At 71.1% G+C, this 17,933-nt stretch carries 15 protein-coding genes; 6 read left to right on the top strand and 9 right to left on the bottom strand.

Going from position 1 to position 17,933, the window contains the following annotated elements:
* Positions 1-11: 11 nt before the first annotated feature.
* The 9 genes from G9272_RS39710 to G9272_RS39670 form a co-directional block, all read right to left on the bottom strand.
* Positions 12-755 carry a PIG-L deacetylase family protein gene (locus G9272_RS39710; protein WP_171401051.1) on the bottom strand — a complete coding sequence of 248 codons (744 nt, stop codon included), beginning with the start codon at positions 753-755 and terminating at the stop codon, positions 12-14.
* Positions 756-783: 28 nt separating this feature from the next.
* Positions 784-2,085 carry an alpha/beta fold hydrolase gene (locus G9272_RS39705; RefSeq protein WP_171401050.1) on the bottom strand — a complete coding sequence of 434 codons (1,302 nt, stop codon included), beginning with the start codon at positions 2,083-2,085 and terminating at the stop codon, positions 784-786.
* A gap of 127 nt (positions 2,086-2,212) precedes the next feature.
* Positions 2,213-3,253, bottom strand: a complete 1,041-nt coding sequence (locus G9272_RS39700) for a LacI family DNA-binding transcriptional regulator (RefSeq protein ID WP_171401049.1) — start codon at positions 3,251-3,253, stop codon at positions 2,213-2,215.
* A 91-nt stretch (positions 3,254-3,344) separates the two neighbouring features.
* Positions 3,345-4,769, bottom strand: coding sequence for a BNR repeat-containing protein (locus G9272_RS39695; RefSeq protein ID WP_171401048.1), 1,425 nt, complete (start codon positions 4,767-4,769; stop codon positions 3,345-3,347).
* A gap of 85 nt (positions 4,770-4,854) precedes the next feature.
* Positions 4,855-5,175 (bottom strand): L-rhamnose mutarotase, encoded by a 321-nt coding sequence (locus G9272_RS39690; RefSeq protein ID WP_171401047.1) that lies wholly within the window; start codon positions 5,173-5,175, stop codon positions 4,855-4,857.
* A gap of 40 nt (positions 5,176-5,215) precedes the next feature.
* Positions 5,216-6,298 (bottom strand): rhamnose ABC transporter substrate-binding protein, encoded by a 1,083-nt coding sequence (gene rhaS, locus G9272_RS39685; RefSeq protein ID WP_020127638.1) that lies wholly within the window; start codon positions 6,296-6,298, stop codon positions 5,216-5,218.
* A 35-nt stretch (positions 6,299-6,333) separates the two neighbouring features.
* A complete protein-coding gene (locus G9272_RS39680) occupies positions 6,334-7,326 on the bottom strand; it encodes an ABC transporter permease (RefSeq protein ID WP_171401046.1) in 993 nt (330 codons plus the stop codon).
* Positions 7,319-8,413: an ABC transporter permease gene (locus tag G9272_RS39675; RefSeq protein ID WP_171401045.1), complete on the bottom strand. Its 1,095-nt coding sequence runs from the start codon at positions 8,411-8,413 to the stop codon at positions 7,319-7,321. The genes G9272_RS39680 and G9272_RS39675 overlap by 8 nt, the downstream gene beginning before the upstream one ends.
* Positions 8,410-9,927: a sugar ABC transporter ATP-binding protein gene (locus G9272_RS39670; RefSeq protein WP_171401044.1), complete on the bottom strand. Its 1,518-nt coding sequence runs from the start codon at positions 9,925-9,927 to the stop codon at positions 8,410-8,412. The genes G9272_RS39675 and G9272_RS39670 overlap by 4 nt, the downstream gene beginning before the upstream one ends.
* 261 nt (positions 9,928-10,188) lie before the next feature.
* Between G9272_RS39670 and rhaI the strand changes: the two genes are divergently transcribed.
* From rhaI to G9272_RS39640, 6 genes are all read left to right on the top strand, one after another.
* On the top strand, positions 10,189-11,349 hold the full coding sequence (rhaI, locus tag G9272_RS39665; RefSeq protein WP_171401043.1) for an L-rhamnose isomerase: 1,161 nt from the start codon (positions 10,189-10,191) through the stop codon (positions 11,347-11,349).
* 141 nt (positions 11,350-11,490) lie between these two features.
* On the top strand, positions 11,491-13,530 hold the full coding sequence (locus tag G9272_RS39660; protein WP_171401042.1) for a bifunctional aldolase/short-chain dehydrogenase: 2,040 nt from the start codon (positions 11,491-11,493) through the stop codon (positions 13,528-13,530).
* Positions 13,531-13,535: 5 nt separating this feature from the next.
* A complete protein-coding gene (locus tag G9272_RS39655) occupies positions 13,536-14,972 on the top strand; it encodes a rhamnulokinase (protein WP_171402369.1) in 1,437 nt (478 codons plus the stop codon).
* Between the two features lie 73 nt (positions 14,973-15,045).
* Complete coding sequence (locus G9272_RS39650; RefSeq protein WP_171401041.1) at positions 15,046-15,801, top strand: (Fe-S)-binding protein; 756 nt, start codon at positions 15,046-15,048, stop codon at positions 15,799-15,801.
* A complete protein-coding gene (locus G9272_RS39645) occupies positions 15,798-17,285 on the top strand; it encodes a LutB/LldF family L-lactate oxidation iron-sulfur protein (protein ID WP_171401040.1) in 1,488 nt (495 codons plus the stop codon). The genes G9272_RS39650 and G9272_RS39645 overlap by 4 nt, the downstream gene beginning before the upstream one ends.
* Positions 17,282-17,923 (top strand): LutC/YkgG family protein, encoded by a 642-nt coding sequence (locus G9272_RS39640; protein ID WP_171401039.1) that lies wholly within the window; start codon positions 17,282-17,284, stop codon positions 17,921-17,923. The genes G9272_RS39645 and G9272_RS39640 overlap by 4 nt, the downstream gene beginning before the upstream one ends.
* Positions 17,924-17,933: the final 10 nt, after the last annotated feature.

Here is a 17,933-nt window from a genome sequence, read left to right as displayed (position 1 = left end):
GACCTGCCGCACTAGCGGTTGAACAGCTCGAACGCCACGGCCGGCCGGCCGCCGAACCGTTCGCCCACCGACTTCGCCACCCCGGTCAGGAATCCCCGTACATAGCTCTCCGGCTCCTCGTCGGTCAGCGCCTCGATGTAGGCGCGGTGTTCGAGCAGCGAGCCCACCGCCCGCTCCAGTCCCGCCGACGCGTCCACGGCGTGGGTGGGCGTCGCGGAGCCGGCCACCGCGACCCAGCGCACGCCGTTCCAGGGCTCCAGGCCCTGGTCTCGAAGTTCCGGGAAGATCCAGCGGTTCCCCGCGTCCCCGGCCGCGTCGAGGGTGGCGCGGCCGACCGCGACATGGTCGGGGGTGTTCCAGGCGACCCCGCCCCAGGTGTCGCGGTGGTTGAGGGTGATCACCAGTTCGGGGCGGTGCCGGCGGATCGCGGCGGCGATGTCCCGGCGCAGGCCGGGACCGTACTCGACGACGCCGTCCCGGTGGTCCAGGAACTCGACCGTCGACACGCCCACCACGGCGGCACTGGCCCGCTGCTCCCGCTCGCGCAGCGGACCGCACTCGGCGGGCGCGATGGTGTCGATGCCCGCCTCGCCCCGCGTCGCCAGCACATAGGCGACCTCGCGGCCGCCGTCGGTCCAGGCGGCGACGGCCGCGGAGCACCCGTACTCGAGGTCGTCCGGGTGCGCCACCACGGCCAGGGCGCGCCGCCAGTCCTCGGGCATGGGCTGGAGCTGGGTGATCGTCGGCTCGGTCATGCCCGCAGACTAACCGGTGACGAAGGGGTCACGCCTCGTCACGGGCGAGGGCGAGCAGCCGGTCCAGGACGCGGGGGCCGCCGGCCCGGACGCCGTCGTGTTCGAACTCGTCGGTGACCCAGGTGCGCAGGCCGCGGATGGCGCGGGCGGTGCGCAGGGAGTGGGCGGTGTCGACGTACAGGTCGTCGTGGTAGATCGCCGCCGCGACCGGGACCTCGTTGGCGGCGAGACGCGCCGAGTCGTACAGGGGCGGCCAGTCGGTGCGGGCGGCGAGGAGTTCGGCGGTCTCGCGGAGCGGGCGCAGCGCGGGGTCGGTGTCGAACATCCAGGGGTGGACCGTCTCGCCGGTGAGCAGCAGCGGTCCGTCGCCGGTGAGCGTCTTCGCCGCGTCGAACTGCGGGAACTCGGCGCGCACCCGGTCGGCGGCCCAGGCGGTGGGGCGGCCGTCCTGGCCGTAGATCGCCTCGTGGACCAGGGCGTAGAGGGGGTGTCCGGCGTAGGAGAGCTGGCTCTGCATCTCCTCCTGGAAGGCGTCGGAGAGCGCCGGGCCGTGCGGGGTGGGGACGAAGGCCTCTTCGAGAAGGTGGTGCAGGCGGTGGCTGCCCTCGCCGCCGCCGAGGAGGATGCCGAGCGTCTGGAAGGCCGGGGCGGTGAGGCGGTAGCCGTTCGGGAGGGTCACCTCGTGGTGGAGGAGGTGGTCGGCGATACGGCGGACACGGTCGACGTCCTGCGGGTAGCGGGCATAGTGCGCGGCGGCCTTGCGCTCCATGCGCGGGTAGGCGGCGCGGTACACGTCGTCGGCATGCGCGTCGAGAGCGGGCAGACCGCCGGTGATCAGGGCGGCGGCGAGGCCCTCGGGGGCGAGGGAGAGGTAGGTGACCGTGCAGAAGCCGCCGAAGCTCTGGCCGAGGACGGTCCAGGGGGCGCCGCCGGTGATCTCGCGACGGATCAGCTCGCAGTCGCGGACGATGGAGTCGGCGCGGAAGTGTGCCAGGTAGTCGGCCTGTTCCGCCGGGCCGCCGCGCAGCGGGAGCGTCTGGCGGTTGGCCGGGGTGGAGTGGCCGGTGCCCCGCTGGTCGAGAAGGAGGACGCGGTACTCCTTCAGCGCGCGCCCGAGCCAGGCCGGTCTGCCGACGAACCGGTTGGCGCCGAAGCCGGGGCCGCCCTGGAGATAGAGCAGCCAGGGCAGGTCCTGGTCCGCCTTTTCGCTCGCGACGACCTCGCGGGCGTAGAGCCCGATCGTCTCCCCGTCCGGGTCGGCGTGGTCGAGGGGGACGGTGAAGCGGCGGTCGGTGAGGACGACGCCGGGCTGGCGGTAGCTGACGGACAACGGAGGCTCCCGGGACGATCGGTGTACGGGCCGCGTCCCAGTTCAGCACATGTCCGGGCGGTGCAGGAGCCCGGGGGATCATGAACAGCTACTGAACGGGCACTCAGCACGGTTACTGAACCGTCGCTCAGCGCGCCGAAAGACTGGACCTGCGCACCACCAGCTCCGGCTGGAGCACCACCCGCCGGTGTTCGTGCCGGCCGGCGCCCGCCCCTCCCGCCCCTCCTTCTTCGGTCTCCTCCAGCAGCATCTCGGCGGCCAGCGCGCCCATGGTGACGGCGGGCTGCCTGACCGAGGTGAGGGGGACCGCCGCGGCGGCCGCGAACTCGATGTCGTCGTACCCGACGATGGCCAGGTCCTCCGGCACCTTCACCCCCGCCGAGTACATCGCCTGGAGCACACCGAGGGCGAGCAGGTCGTTGGCGCAGAACACGGCGGTCGGGCGGCGGTCGCCGAGGCCCAGCAGGCGGGCGCCCGCGTCCCGCCCGGCGGCCACGTCGAGCCGTTCGGTGGGCAGCTCACGCAGGCACTCCGGGCCGAGTCCCGCCTCGGCGAGCGCGTTCAGGGCCCCGGTGCGGCGGTCGCGGACCTGGGTGAAACCGGGCGGGCCGCTGACATAGGCGATCGAGCGGTGTCCGGCGTCGATCAGATGCCGCACGGCGAGCGCGCCGCCCGCCACGTCGTCCACCGAGACCGAGCACTCGGTGGTGCCCTCGGAGACGCGGTCCACGAGGACGAAGGGGATGCCGTGCCGGCGGAAGGAGGCGATGTTGCGGCCGGTCGCGTCGGCCGGGGTGAGCAGCACGCCCCGCACCCGCTGCTCGGCGAAGAGCGACAGGTACTCGGCCTCCTCGCCGGCGCTCTCGGCGCTGTTGCAGACCATCACGCCGAGGCCGGCGTCGCGGGCGGCCCGCTCGGCGCCGCGGGCGACGTCCACGAAGAAGGGGTTGCCCATGTCGAGGACGAGCAGCCCCATGATCCGGCTGCGTCCCGCGCGCAGCTGACGGGCGGACTCGCTGCGCACATAGCCGAGCCGGTCTATCGCCGACAGCACGCGCGCCCGGGTCTCGGTGGCGACGGTGTCGGGGCGGTTGATGACGTTGGAGACCGTACCGACGGAGACTCCGGCGGCACGGGCGACGTCCTTGATTCCCACCGGCTGGGCCATGAGGCGGGGACCTCCAGGTGAACGGGGTACGGCGGGACGGCCTTCACATTACCGTCATCCCGCCGCACCCCTGTCCGGGTGCGGGTACGGGTCATGCGGGCAGTGCGAAGTCGATGACGTGGAGCGCCGAGGGGGTCGTCCCGCTCGACTTCTCCTGGTACATGAACGACAGCACGTTGTCGGCCTTGACGCGCAGTTCGTCGATCACGACCTCGCCGAAGGCGTTGAGGCCGCTGCCGTCGAAGAGCACCGTCCAGTCCGTGTAGCCGGAGGCCTTGGAGGCGCCGGCGATCCGGCCGAAGGGGAAGATCGCGTACGCGTTGTCGTACTTGTCCAGGACCAGCTTGGTGCGCTGGCTGGACCCGAGGACGACGGGGATCTCCGTCTTCTGCCAGCTCCCGGAGGAGTTCTTGCGCAGATGGAAGGCGCGGCCGTTGGCGGTGCGGTCGCTGACGTAGTTGGTGGTGCACTGGCCGAAGCGGCCGGGGACGTAGCTGATGATCGCGTGCGGGAGGCCGGTGGAGTCGGTGGCCTGGCTCTCCTGGTTCATCAGGGAGTGGTCCGGGTTGAGCGCGTCCACGACGAGTCCGGCGTCCGTGACGGCGACCTTGTCGGAGCCGCCCGTGGTGCCGACGACGGTGCCCGCGTTGTTGAGCCAGGTGCGGCCGCGGTCGGTGGAGTGGACGTAGCCGGTGTCGTGGTTGGTGATGCCGCCGCTGGAGCACATCACGGCGCCGTTCTGCTCTCGCCAGGTGAAGAAGGAGTGCAGCCGGCCGTTGACGTCGTAGTCGATGCCGTGCAGGTACATGTTGCGGACGGTCGAGGTGCCGTGCTCGCTGGTGTAGGTGCCGGTGGAACTGGACCACTCGCCGAGGTTCGTCCAGGTCGAACCGTCGTACTCCGCGAGGGCGTTGCGGCCGTTGCCGGAGATGCCGACCCGGTAGCTGAGCTGGAGCCTGCCCTCGGGGGTGGCGACGAACTGCGGGTAGGTGAACTGGGTGGTGAGCGCGAGGCCGTCGAGGGTGGTCTGTACGGCGCCGAAGACGGACGACGTCCAGGAGGTGGTCGCCGGGTTGTCCAGGAGCCCGGCAGCCGACTTCAGGTAGAAGAAGCCGTCGCTGTGGGAGTCCATGTTGAGGTGGAGACGGCCGTCGACCTTCGAGACGCCCATGGAGATGACGTTGTGCGAGTCGCCGGCCTTGAGCTGGTGCGAGAGGGTGACGGTGGACCAGGTGGTGCCGCCGAGGACGCGGCGGGCGACGACGGCGTTCTTGGTGGAGGTGTACCAGGCGGCGTACTGGTAGCCCTTGTAGGTCAACAGGCCGTTCTTCTGGAACGAGTTGTTGTTGACCAGGCCGTCGTAGGACACGAAGAACACGGCCGTGGCGTCGAGTTGGGTGGTGGCCTTCTTGGTGACCGAGGGGCCGGGGTCTGCGGCGCGGGCGGTGCCGGCGGCGAGGACGGGGGACGCCGCGGCACTGAGGAGAGCGCCGGCCAGCAGGGTGCGTCGTCTCATCTCGGGGGGACTCCATCGTCTGCGAGAGCGGGAAGCAGAGGGAACAGCGGGGAACAGCCGGGAACAGCGGGGACGGGACGGGGTGTCAGGCGAGGTGGAACACTTCGGTGAGAGGCTTCATCGCCTCGTCGGGGCGGGCTCCGTCGAGGGACTCGAAGAACGGGGCCATCTCCGCCTGCCAACGGGCGTTGACGTCGGTGGCCTCCATGCCGGCCTGGGCGGCGGCGAAGTCCTCGGTCTCCAGATAGCCGACGAGCAGGCCGTCGTCTCTCAGGAACAGGGAGTAGTTGTGCCAGCCGGTGGCCGAGAGAGCTTCCAGCATCTCCGGCCACACGGCGGCATGGCGTTCGCGGTACTCGGCGAGCCGGTCCTGACGGACCTTGAGCAGGAAACAGACGCGCTGCATGAAGTACCGCTCCTCCGTGGGGGGTTGAGGTGACCGGCGACTAGAAGTTGAACTGGTCGATGTTCTTGGCGTCGAACACGGTCGGCTTGCCGAGGCTGATCACGCCGTCCTTGCCGATGGTGTACGTGGTGCCGCCGGCCTTGAAGGTCTCACCCTCCGCGCCGGTGATCTGGCCCGAGACCAGCGCCACCGCCGTCTGGGCGGCCAGCGCGCCGAGCTTCGCCGGGTCCCACAGCTCGAAGGCGTCGACGGTGCCGTTCTTGACGTAGGTGCGCATGTCGTTCGGGGTGCCGAGGCCGGTCAGCTTGACCTTGCCCTTGTACTTGGAGCCCGACAGGTACTGGGCGGCCGCCTTGATGCCGACAGTGGTCGGGGAGATGATCCCCTTCAGGTTCGGGTACTCCTGGAGCAGGCCCTGGGTCTGCTGGAAGGACTTCTGGGCGTCGTCGTCGCCGTACGCGACCTTGACGAGCTTGATGTCCTTGTACTTGGCGTCCTTCAGCTCGTCCTTCATGAAGTCGATCCAGGTGTTCTGGTTCGTCGCGGTCTGCGCGGCGGACAGGATCGCGATCTCGCCCTTGTAGCCGATCTGTTCGGCGAGCAGCTGCACCTCGGTACGGCCCAGGTCCTCGGCGGACGCCTGCGAGACGAAGGCGTTGCGGCACTCGGGGTTGGTGTCCGAGTCGTAGGTGACGACCTTGATCTTGTTGCTCATGGCCTGCTTGAGCGCGGTGCACAGGGCGCCCGGGTCCTGGGCGGACACGGCTATCGCGTCGACCTGCTGCTGGGTCAGCGTGTTGACGTAGGAGACCTGGCCGGAGGTGTCGGTGCCGCTGTTGGTGCCGACCTCCTTGTAGCTGGAGCCCAGCTCCTTCAGAGCCGCCTCGCCGCCCTTGTCGGAGCTGGTGAAGTAGGGGTTGTTGACCTGCTTGGGCAGGAAGCCGACGGTCAGGCCCTTCTTGGTGGCCGCGTTCGGGTCGGCCTTGCCGGCCGAGGCGGCCGCGCCGGTGCTCTCGTTCTTCACGTCCTCCTTGGTCGTGCCGCCGCAGGCGGTGGCGGCGAGCGCGAGGGAGGAGACGGCGGCGAGGGCCGCACAGGCACGACGGAGGGATGACTTGCGCATCACGGGGTTCCTTTACGAGGGTGAGCGAAGTGGAGTTAAGCCGTCGGAGTCGGGGCCGTGGCTCTACGGCCCGCCCGTGCGACGGAGATCTGCCGTGCGACCCGGGGGCCGAGCACGGAGACGACGAGCAGGACGCCGGTGACGACGATCTGCGACTGGGCGGAGACGTCCTGGAGGCTCATCACGTTCTGCGCGGCGCCGAGCAGGAAGACTCCCGCGATCGCGCCGCCGAGCGTGCCCTTGCCGCCGTCGAAGTCGATGCCGCCGAGCAGGACGGCCGCGATGACGGAGAGTTCGAGGCCGGTGGCGTTGTCGTAGCGGGCGCTGGCGTAGTGCAGGGCCCAGAAGATGCCGGTGAGGGAGGCCAGCAGGCCGGTCACCGTGAACAGGATCAGCTTGTGCCGCCGGACCCGGATGCCGGCGAACCGGGCGGCCTCCTCGCTGGCGCCGATCGCGAACAGCGAGCGGCCGAACGGGGTGGCGTGCAGGACGACCACGGCGATCGCGAGCAGGACGACGAAGGGCAGGAAGGCCTGCGGGAGGAAGGTGTCCCCGAGCCGGCCGGCCGCGAAGTCCAGGTACTGGGTGGGGAAGTCGGTGACCGCGTCGGAGCCGAGCACGATCTGCGCGATGCCCCGGTAGGCGGCCATGGTGCCGATGGTGACGGCCAGCGAGGGGAGCCCGAGGCGGGTCACGAGCAGGCCGTTGACCAGCCCGCACACCACACCGAGCAGCAGGCAGATCGGGATGATCGCCTCGATCGTCAGCCCCTGGTTCCACAGGGCGCCCATCACCGCGCCGGACAGCCCGGCGGTGGAGGCGACCGACAGGTCGATCTCGCCGGCGACGACCAGCAGGGTCATCGGCAGCGCGATGAGCGCGATGGGCAGGGTGTTGCCGATCAGGAACGACAGGTTGAGGGCGTTGCCGAAGCCGTCCACGAAGGAGAACGAGAACAGCAGCAGGACGATCAGGAGGGCGCCGACGACCGTGTCCCAGCGGACGGCGCGGGTGAGCGACTCAGGCATGGCCGGCGTCTCCCTTCTTGACGGTGGTCTTCACGGGGGCGGTGGTGGTCCGGGCCGCGGCCGACTTCTTCTTCAGCGCGGACGCCACCCGCAGGGCGACGACCCGGTCGACCGCGATGGCCAGCAGGAGCAGCACGCCGTTGATGGCGAGCACCCAGACCGAGCTGACGCCGAGCGCGGGCAGGACGCTGTTGATGGAGGTGAGCAGCAGCGCGCCGAGGGCCGCGCCGTAGACGCTGCCGGAGCCGCCGGTGAAGACGACGCCGCCGACCACCACCGCGCTGACGACGGTGAGTTCGTAGCCGTTGCCGGTCCCGGAGTCGACGTTGCCGAACCGGGCCAGGTACATCGCCCCGGCGAGGCCGGCGAGGCCGCCGCAGAAGGTGTACGCGGCGAGGATCCGCTTGCGGACCGGGATGCCGGCGAGACGGGCGGCCTCCGGGTTGGAGCCGAGCGCGTACAGCTCGCGGCCGCTGCCGAAGTGCTTGAGGTAGTACGCGGTGGCGATGAGGACGGCGAGCGCGATGAGCGCCAGCCACGGCACCGCGGACAGACCGCCGGAGCCGAAGTCGACGAAGGAGTCGGGCAGGTCGGCGGCGGTGATCTGGCGGGAGCCGACCCAGATGGAGTCGATACCGCGGATGATGTACAGCGTGCCGAGGGTGACGACGAGGGCGGGCACCTGACCGAGGCTGACCAGCAGGCCGTTGAGGAGCCCGAAGCCGATGCCCAGCAGGATCGCCAGCACGATCGCGATCACCGGGTTGCCGCCGCCGTGCAGATACGTACCGGCGGCGAAGGCGCTGATGCCGAGGGTGGAGCCGACCGACAGGTCGACGTTGCGGGTGATGACGACCAGGGACTGGCCGGTGGCGACCAGCACCAGGATGGTCGCGTTCAGCAGCAGGTCCTTGATGCCCTGCTCGGACAGGAACTCGCTGTTGCCGGCCTGGGTGACGGCGATCATCACCAGGAAGACGACCAGGATGGCGAGTTCGCGCATCTTGAAGACGCGGTCGACCAGCCGGGTGCCGCTGGACTTCGGCACCTCGGCGACGGGGGCCTCGTGGGACGTGGTCACCGTCATGCGGCGGCCCTCCCGGTGGCTGCGGCCATCACGGTTTCCTCGGTGGCTTCGGTACGGGGGATCTCGGCGGCGAGCCGGCCCTCGTGCATCACCAGCACGCGGTCGGCCATGCCGAGGATCTCGGGCAGGTCGGAGGAGATCATCAGGACGGCGACCCCGTCGGCGGCCAACTCGCTGAGCAGCCGGTGCACTTCGGCCTTGGTGCCGACGTCGATGCCGCGGGTCGGCTCATCGACGATGAGCACCTTGGGGCCGGTGGCCAGCCACTTGGCGAGGACGACCTTCTGCTGGTTCCCGCCGGACAGCGTGTTGACGGTGTCGGCGATCCGGGCGTACTTCACCTGGAGCTTGACCGCCCAGTCGAGGGAGCGGCTGCGCTCGGCGCCGCGGTCCATCAGGCCGGCCTTCACGGTCGTCCGCAGGCCGGTCAGGCCGATGTTGCGCTCGATGGACATGTCCATCACCAGGCCCTGGGCCCGCCGGTCCTCGGGGACCAGCGCGAGGCCGGCCGCCATCGCGGTGGAGGGGGCGCCGTTCGTCAGCGTGCGGCCGTCCACGGCGACCTCGCCGGCGTCCCAGCGGTCGATGCCGAAGACCGCCCGGGCGACCTCCGTACGGCCGGCGCCCACGAGTCCGGCGAGGCCGACGATCTCGCCGCGCCGGACCTCGAAGGAGACGTCGGTGAAGACACCTTCCCGGGTCAGCCGGCGGACGCTGAGGGCGACCTCGCCCGGTGTCACGTCCTGCTTGGGGTAGAGCTCGTCGAGGTCGCGGCCGACCATCCGGCGGACCAGGTCGTCCTCGGTCATGTCCGCCAGCGGCTCGCTGGCGATCCAGGCGCCGTCGCGCAGGGTGGTCACCCGCTGGCAGATCTCGAAGATCTCCTCCAGCCGGTGCGAGATGAACAGCACCGCCGCGCCCTGCTCACGCAGGGTGCGCACGACGCCGAACAGCCGGGCGACCTCGCTGCCGGTGAGAGCGGCGGTCGGCTCGTCCATGATCAGGACCCGGGCGTCGAAGGAGAGCGCCTTGGCGATCTCGACGATCTGCTGGTCCGCGATGGACAGGCCGCGCGCCGGACGGTCGGGGTCGAGCTCGACGCCGAGGCGCCGCATCAGGGCGGCGGTGGCCGCGTGGGTGGCCTTGTGGTCGATGCGGCCGAGCGCGCGCCGGGGCTGCCGGCCCATGAAGATGTTCTCGGCGATCGACAGGTCGGGGAAGAGCGTGGGCTCCTGGTAGATCACGGCGATACCGGCGTCGCGGGCGTCGCCGGGGCCGTGGAAGACGACGGGCTCACCGTCGAGCAGCACCCGACCCGCGTCGGGTCGGTGCACTCCCGCGAGGGCCTTGATGAGCGTGGACTTGCCCGCGCCGTTCTCGCCGGCGAGGGCGTGCACCTCGCCGGGGAACAGCTCCAGGGAGACGCCCCGCAGGGCGCGAACGGCACCGAAGGACTTGGTTACGTCCCTCAACGCCAGCACCGGGGCCGGTCCCGCGTCGGACGGGTGGGTCATGGATGGCTCCTCGACGACGCCCGGGACATGCCCTCACAGCGTCGTGAAAGGTTTCAACTGGATTGCCGGGACGTTAGGCATCCGGGCCATGTCACGTCAATGGGTACGTCTCGAAAAGTTTTCGATAGCCGAAGGTCACGCGGCGGTCACGGAGAACGAAGCAGCACAGAGGGCTTGACACTCTTCCCGCAGGCTCATAGCTTCCCGTTCTGAATCGTTTCATCCGGGAGTTGTTCCGGACCGATGTCACAGGAGCCCGAAGTGACCGACCTCGCCGCGGTGAAGGCCGCGCTGAAGACCCAGGCCGTCGAGACGCCGTCGTGGGCGTACGGGAACTCAGGCACCCGTTTCAAGGTGTTCGCCCAGGAGGGCGTCCCGCGCACCCCGCAGGAGAAACTGGACGACGCGGCGCAGGTGCATCTCTTCACCGGCGCCGCCCCGACCGTGGCCCTGCACATCCCGTGGGACAAGGTGGAGGACTACTCCGCACTTGCGAAACATGCCGAGGATCGCGGGGTGATGCTGGGGGCGATCAACTCCAACACGTTCCAGGACGACGCCTACAAGCTGGGCAGCATCTGTCACCCGGACGCGGCGGTGCGGCGCAAGGCTCTCGATCATCTGCTCGAGTGCGTCGACATCATGGACGCGACGGGCTCCGCCGATCTGAAGCTGTGGTTCGCCGACGGCACGAACTATCCCGGCCAGGACGACCTCCGGGCGCGGCAGGACCGGCTCGCCGAGGGCCTCTCCGCGGTGTACGAGCGGCTCGGGGACGGGCAGCGGATGCTGCTGGAGTACAAGTTCTTCGAGCCCGCCTTCTACTCCACGGACGTGCCGGACTGGGGCACGGCGTACGCGCACTGCCTGAAGCTCGGGCCGAAGGCGCAGGTCGTGGTGGACACCGGGCACCACGCGCCCGGCACCAACATCGAGTTCATCGTCGCCACGCTGCTGCGCGAGGGGAAGCTCGGCGGGTTCGACTTCAACTCGCGGTTCTACGCGGACGACGACCTCATGGTGGGTGCCGCCGACCCGTTCCAGCTGTTCCGGATCATGTACGAGGTCGTGCGCGGGGGCGGGTTCACGTCCGATGTGGCGTTCATGCTCGACCAGTGCCACAACATCGAGGCGAAGATCCCGGCGATCATCCGGTCCGTGATGAACGTGCAGGAGGCCACGGCGAAGGCGCTGCTGGTCGACCGGTCGGCGCTGGCCGCCGCGCAGGCGTCCGGCGATGTGCTGGAGGCGAACGCGGTGGTGATGGACGCGTACAACACGGATGTGCGTCCGCTGCTGCGTGAGGTGCGGGAGGAGACGGGGTTGCACCCCGACCCCATTGCTGCTTACCGGGCGTCCGGGTGGGCGCAGAAAATCGTTGCCTCGCGGGTCGGTGGGGAGCAGGCGGGGTGGGGGGCGTAAGCGTCTGCCGTCACCTGTTCGTCGCGGACTGCGGGCCCGTTGTGGCTGGTCGCGCCCGCGCGGCGGAGCCGCATGTCCCCACAGCCCCGCGCCCCTTTGGAGCGCGCTCCATCGCCCGCGTTCGAGAAGTAAGGAATCCGCATGTCCACCCACCCCGAAGCCCACGCCCTCCTCGGTCGGTCCCATCGGCTCGGCGCTGATCCCCGCAACACCAACTACGCCGGCGGCAACACCTCCGCCAAGGGCACCGACACCGACCCCGTGACCGGTGGGGACGTCGAGCTGATGTGGGTCAAGGGGTCGGGCGGCGACCTCGGCACGCTCACCGAAGCGGGGCTCGCGGCGCTGCGGCTGGACCGGCTGCGGGCTCTGAAGAACGTGTACCCGGGCGTCGAGCGCGAGGACGAGATGGTCGCCGCGTTCGACTACTGCCTGCACGGCAAGGGCGGGGCGGCGCCCTCGATCGACACCGCCATGCACGGGCTCGTCGACGCCGCCCATGTCGATCATCTGCACCCCGACTCCGGGATCGCGCTGGCCTGTGCCGCCGACGGGGAGAAGCTGACGGCCGAATGCTTCGGCGACACGGTCGCGTGGGTGCCCTGGCGGCGGCCCGGCTTCCAGCTGGGGCTGGACATCGCCGCCATCAAGGCGGCCAACCCGCAGGCGATCGGTGTGGTCCTCGGCGGGCACGGGATCACCGCCTGGGGCGACACCTCCGAGGAGTGCGAGCGCAACTCGCTGCACATCATCCGGACCGCCGAGGCCTTCCTCGCGGAGAAGGGGAAGGCCGATCCGTTCGGACCGGTCCTCGACGGCTTTGCGGCGCTGCCCGAGGACGAGCGGCGGGAGCGGGCCGCCGCGCTCGCGCCGTACGTGCGGGCCATCGCCTCCCAGGACCGCCCCCAGGTGGGGCACTTCACCGACTCCGACGCCGTGCTCGACTTCGTGGCCCGGGCCGAGCACCCGCGACTCGCCGCCCTCGGCACCTCCTGCCCCGACCACTTCCTGCGCACCAAGGTGCGGCCGCTGGTCCTGGACCTGCCGCCCACCGGCACGGTGGAGGACGCGATCGCGCGGCTCAAGGAGCTGCACGCCGAGTACCGCGAGGAGTACGCCGCCTACTACCGGCGGCACGCCGACGCCGACTCCCCCGCCATGCGCGGCGCCGACCCGGCGATCGTGCTGGTCCCGGGCGTGGGCATGTTCTCCTTCGGCAAGGACAAGCAGACCGCGCGCGTGGCCGGCGAGTTCTACGTCAACGCGATCAACGTGATGCGCGGCGCGGAGGCGGTGTCCTCGTACGCGCCGATCGAGGAGTCGGAGAAGTTCCGCATCGAGTACTGGGCACTGGAGGAGGCCAAGCTCCGGCGGATGCCCGCGCCGAAGCCGCTGGCCACCCGGGTGGCCCTGGTCACCGGCGCCGGCAGCGGGATCGGCAAGGCCATCGCCCGGCGGCTGGTCGCCGAGGGCGCGTGTGTCGTCGTCGCCGATCTCGACGCCGGGAACGCGGCCGCCGTGGCCGAAGAGCTCGGCGGGGCCGACAAGGCGGTCGCCGTCACCGTCGACGTGACCTCCGAGGAGCAGATCGCCGCTGCCTTCCGGGACGCCGTGCTCGCCTTCGGCGGGGTCGACCTCGTCGTCAACAACGCCGGGATCTCCATCTCCAAGCCGCTGCTGGAGACGACGGCACGCGACTGGGACCTCCAGCACGACATCATGGCCCGCGGGTCGTTCCTCGTCTCGCGTGAGGCGGCGCGGGTGATGATCGCGCAGGAGCTGGGCGGCGACATCGTCTACATCGCGTCGAAGAACGCCGTCTTCGCCGGCCCGAACAACATCGCCTACTCCGCCACCAAGGCCGACCAGGCCCACCAGGTGCGTCTGCTGGCCGCCGAGCTGGGCGAGCACGGCATCCGCGTCAACGGCGTCAACCCGGACGGTGTGGTGCGCGGGTCGGGCATCTTCGCGGGCGGCTGGGGCGCGCAGCGGGCCGCGACCTACGGCATCGAGGAGGAGAAGCTCGGCGAGTTCTACGCGCAGCGGACCATCCTCAAGCGTGAGGTGCTGCCGGACCATGTCGCCAACGCGGTGTTCGCCCTCACCGGCGGCGAACTCACCCACACCACCGGACTGCACGTCCCCGTCGACGCGGGTGTGGCGGCCGCGTTCCTCCGGTGACGGCCGTGCGGTCGTACGCGGCGGTCGACCTCGGCGCGTCCAGCGGGCGCGTCATGGTCGGCCGGGTGGGCCCGGACTCACTGGAGCTGACGGAGGCGCACCGCTTCCCCAACCGGCCGGTCCGGGTTCCGGAGGGACTGCGCTGGGATGTGCTGTCCCTGTACGCGGGGGTGCTGGCCGGGCTGCGGGCGGCCGGCCGGGTGGACTCGGTCGGCATCGACAGCTGGGCCGTGGACTACGGCCTGCTCGACGCCGACGGGAGCCTCCTCGGCAATCCGGTGCACTACCGGGACGCCCGCACCGAGGGGGTCGCCGAGAAGGTGTGGGCGACCGTGCCGGCGGCCGAGCTCTACGCGGCCACCGGTCTCCAGTACGCGCCCTTCAACACCCTCTACCAGTTGACGGCGGCCCGCGGGACGCGGCAACTGGCCCACGCCCGGCGCCTGTTGCTCATCCCCGACCTGCTGGCGTACTGGCTGACCGGTGAGCAGGGCACCGAGCTCACCAACGCCTCCACCACCCAGCTGATCGATCCCGCGACGGGCGACTGGTCGTACGACGTCGCCGCCCGGCTGGGCATCGACCTGGAGCTGTTCGCGCCGCTGCGGCGGCCCGGCGACCCGGCGGGGCTGCTGCGGGCGGAGGTGCTGGAGGAGACGGGGCTGACCGGGCCCGTGCCGGTGACGACGGTCGGCTCGCACGACACCGCCTCCGCCGTGGCCGCGGTCCCGGCGACCGGCGAGCGGTTCGCCTACATCTGCACCGGCACCTGGTCACTGGCCGGCCTGGAGCTGACGGCGCCCGTGCTCACCGAGGAGAGCCGGGCCGCCAACTTCACCAACGAGCTCGGGCTGGACGGCACGGTCCGCTACCTGCGCAACATCATGGGGCTGTGGCTCCTCCAGGAGTGCCTGCGGGCCTGGGGCGACCCGGATCTGGGCGGGCTGCTGCGGGAGGCGGCCGCCGTGCCCGCGCTGCGCTCGGTCGTGGACGCCGAGGACGCCGCGTTTCTGGCGCCCGGGCGGATGCCGGAGCGGATCGCCGAGGCGTGTCGCGCGTCCGGGCAGCCGGTGCCCGCCTCGCCCGCGGAGATCACGCGGTGCATCCTCGACTCGCTCGCCCTGGCCCACCGGCGGGCCGTCGCCGAGGCCCAGCGGCTCGCCGACCACCCCGTCGACGTCGTGCACATCGTCGGAGGCGGCACCCGCAACGCGCTGCTGTGCCGGCTCACCGCCGACGCCTGCGGGCTGCCGGTGGTGGCCGGTCCGACGGAGGCCGCGGCCCTCGGCAACGTGCTCGTCCAGGCGCGGGCGCACGGACTGGTCGGCGACCGTGCCGACATGCGCCGGCTGCTCGCCCGTACGCAGCCCCTGACGCGCTACGAACCGCAGGGCAACGCCGAGCGGTGGCGCGAGGCGGAGGCCCGGCTCGCCACGCGGTGAGCCGGGGTCTCCCCCGGGCCCCTGCACCGGACTACTCTGCACTCATCCGATGACCTAACCGCAAGGAGCCGCGATGCGTGTCGCACTGTTCCTGACCTGTGTCAACGACACGCTCTATCCGGAGACCGGCCGTGCCGTGGTGAAACTCCTGACCAGGCTGGGCGTCGAGGTCGACTTCCCGATGGCCCAGACCTGCTGCGGCCAGGCCCACTACAACACCGGCTATCGCCATGAGGCCGAGCCGCTCGCCCGGCATTTCTCCGATGTCTTCGGAGAGTACGAGGCGATCGTGACGCCCTCCGGGTCGTGCGGGGCGATGGTGCGGGAGCTGTATCCGCGGATGGGCGAGCGGGCCCGGGCCGAGGGGCGCGGGGACACCCTCGCCGCCACTCTGGCGCCGGTGGTCCCGAAGACGTACGAGCTCACCGAGTTCCTGGTGGACGTACTGGGGGTGACGGACGTCGGCGCGTACTACCCGCACACGGTGACCTATCACCCGACGTGTCACGGACTGCGCGGACTGGGTCTCGGGGAGCGGCCCCGGCGGCTGCTCCAGGCGGTCGAGGGGCTGGAGCTGGTGGAGCTGCCGGGCGCCGACGAGTGCTGCGGCTTCGGTGGGACCTTCGCGCTGAAGAACGCCGACGTCTCGGCGGCGATGGGCACCGACAAGGTGCGCAACGCCGAGTCGACGGGCGCCGAGGTGCTGTGCGCGGCGGACAACTCCTGCCTGATGCACATCGGCGGGACCATGACCCGGCTGGAGACCGGCATGCGCCCCGTGCACATCGCGGAGATCCTGGCGAGCACCGAGGAGGAGCCGGCGTCATGAGCGGGACGTTCGTAGGAATGCCGGCCTTCCCGAAGGCCGCGCACGAGGCGGTCGGCAACCAGACCCTGCGCGCGAATCTGCGGCACGCCACCCACACCATCCGGGCCAAACGGGCGAACGCCGTGGCCGAGGTGTCCGACTGGGCGGAGCTGCGGGAGGCGGGCAAGCGGATCAAGGACCACACGCTGCGTCATCTCGACCGGTACCTGGTGCAGTTGGAGGAGTCGGTGACGGCGGCGGGCGGCATCGTCCACTGGGCCGCCGACGCGGACGAGGCCAACCGGATCGTGGCCGACCTGGTCAAGGAGACCGGCGAGTCGGAGGTCGTCAAGGTCAAGTCCATGGCCACGCAGGAGATCGGGCTCAACGAGGCGCTGGAGGCGGAGGGCATCCGCGCCTACGAGACCGACCTCGCCGAGCTCATCGTGCAGTTGGGCAAGGACCGGCCGTCGCACATCCTGGTCCCCGCGATCCACCGCAACCGGGGGGAGATCCGGGACATCTTCACCCGCGAGATGAGCGAGTGGGGCCGCCCCGCCCCCGAGGGCCTGACCGACACCCCCGCCGAACTCGCCGACGCAGCCCGTCTGCACCTCCGCGAGAAGTTCCTGCGCGCCAAGGTCGGCGTCTCCGGCGCCAACTTCATGGTCGCCGAGACCGGCACCCTGGTGGTCGTCGAGTCCGAGGGCAACGGGCGGATGTGCCTCACCCTCCCCGAGACGCTGATCTCCGTCGTCGGCATCGAGAAGATCGTGCCGACCTGGCGGGACCTGGAGGTCTTCCTCCAGACCCTCCCCCGTTCCTCGACGGCCGAGCGCATGAACCCGTACACGTCGACCTGGACGGGCACGACGGACGGCGACGGCCCCGGCACCTTCCATCTGGTGCTGCTGGACAACGGCCGCACCGACACCCTCGCCGACGAGGTCGGCCGGCAGGCCCTGCGCTGCATCCGCTGCTCCGCCTGTCTGAACGTGTGCCCGGTGTACGAGCGGGCGGGCGGCCATGCCTACGGCTCGGTCTACCCGGGCCCGATCGGCGCGATCCTCAGCCCCCAGCTCCGCGGCACCGCGAGCGAGATCGACGCCTCACTGCCGTACGCCTCGTCGCTGTGCGGCGCCTGCTACGAGGTGTGCCCGGTGGCCATCGACATCCCGGAGGTGCTGGTGCACCTGCGGGAACGGGTCGTCCAGGGCGGCCCGGTCACGCGCGAGGGCAACAAGGTGGTGCTGAAGCCGGCCAAGGGCCATGGCGCCGAGCGGGCCGCGATGCGGGCGGCGCGCTGGGCGTTCGACCGGCCCGGCGCCCTGCGCGCCGGGCAGCGGCTGGCGTCCCGGACACGCCGGCTCCATCCTCGTACGCTGCCCGGCCCCGGCAAGGCGTGGAGCGCTACGCGGGATCTGCCGGCGGTGCCCGCGGAGCCGTTCCGCGACTGGTGGCAGCGTACGAACGGCGGGACCACCGACGAGGGGACGGCGAAGTGAGCAGCAGGGAGCGGATTCTGGGCCGGGTGCGGCGCGCGCTGGCCGATGTGCCGCAGGACGACACCCCGTACGGGGAAGCCGTCGCGCGCGACTACCTGCGCGAGCACGGTGCCCGCAGTACCGAGGAGACGGTCGAGCTGCTGGCGGAGAACCTGGCGGACTACCGTGCTGTCGTGCACCGGTGCGGCGCGGACGAACTCCCGTCCGTGCTGGCCCGGTTGCTCACGGAGCGGAAGGCGGCGACCGTGCTCGTGCCGCCCGGCCTCGACGAGGCGTGGCTGGCGGAGGCGGACGCCGCTCGGGTGGCCGACCGGATGGAGAGCGGCGCGCACGAACTCGACCGGGTGGACAGCGTGGTCACGGCGTGCGCGGTGGCGGTCGCCGAGACCGGGACGATCGTGCTGGACGGCGGTCCAGACCAGGGGCGGCGCCGGATCACCCTGGTCCCGGACCACCACATCTGTGTGGTGCGCGTCCCCGAGCAGGTGGTGTCGTCCGTGCCGCAGGCTCTCGAACGGCTCGACCCGGCCCGCCCGTTGACATGGATCTCCGGTCCTTCGGCGACCAGTGACATCGAGCTGGACCGGGTGGAGGGGGTGCACGGCCCGCGCACCCTCGAGGTGATCCTGGTCGGCTGAGCGCCTGAGT

Origin of the sequence: Streptomyces asoensis (assembly GCF_013085465.1) — a bacterium.
In the GTDB taxonomy this organism is placed as follows: Bacteria; Actinomycetota; Actinomycetes; order Streptomycetales; family Streptomycetaceae; genus Streptomyces; species Streptomyces cacaoi_A.
The sequence above is the reverse complement of the archived record's forward strand: the minus strand, read 5'-3'. Positions and strand labels throughout refer to the sequence as shown.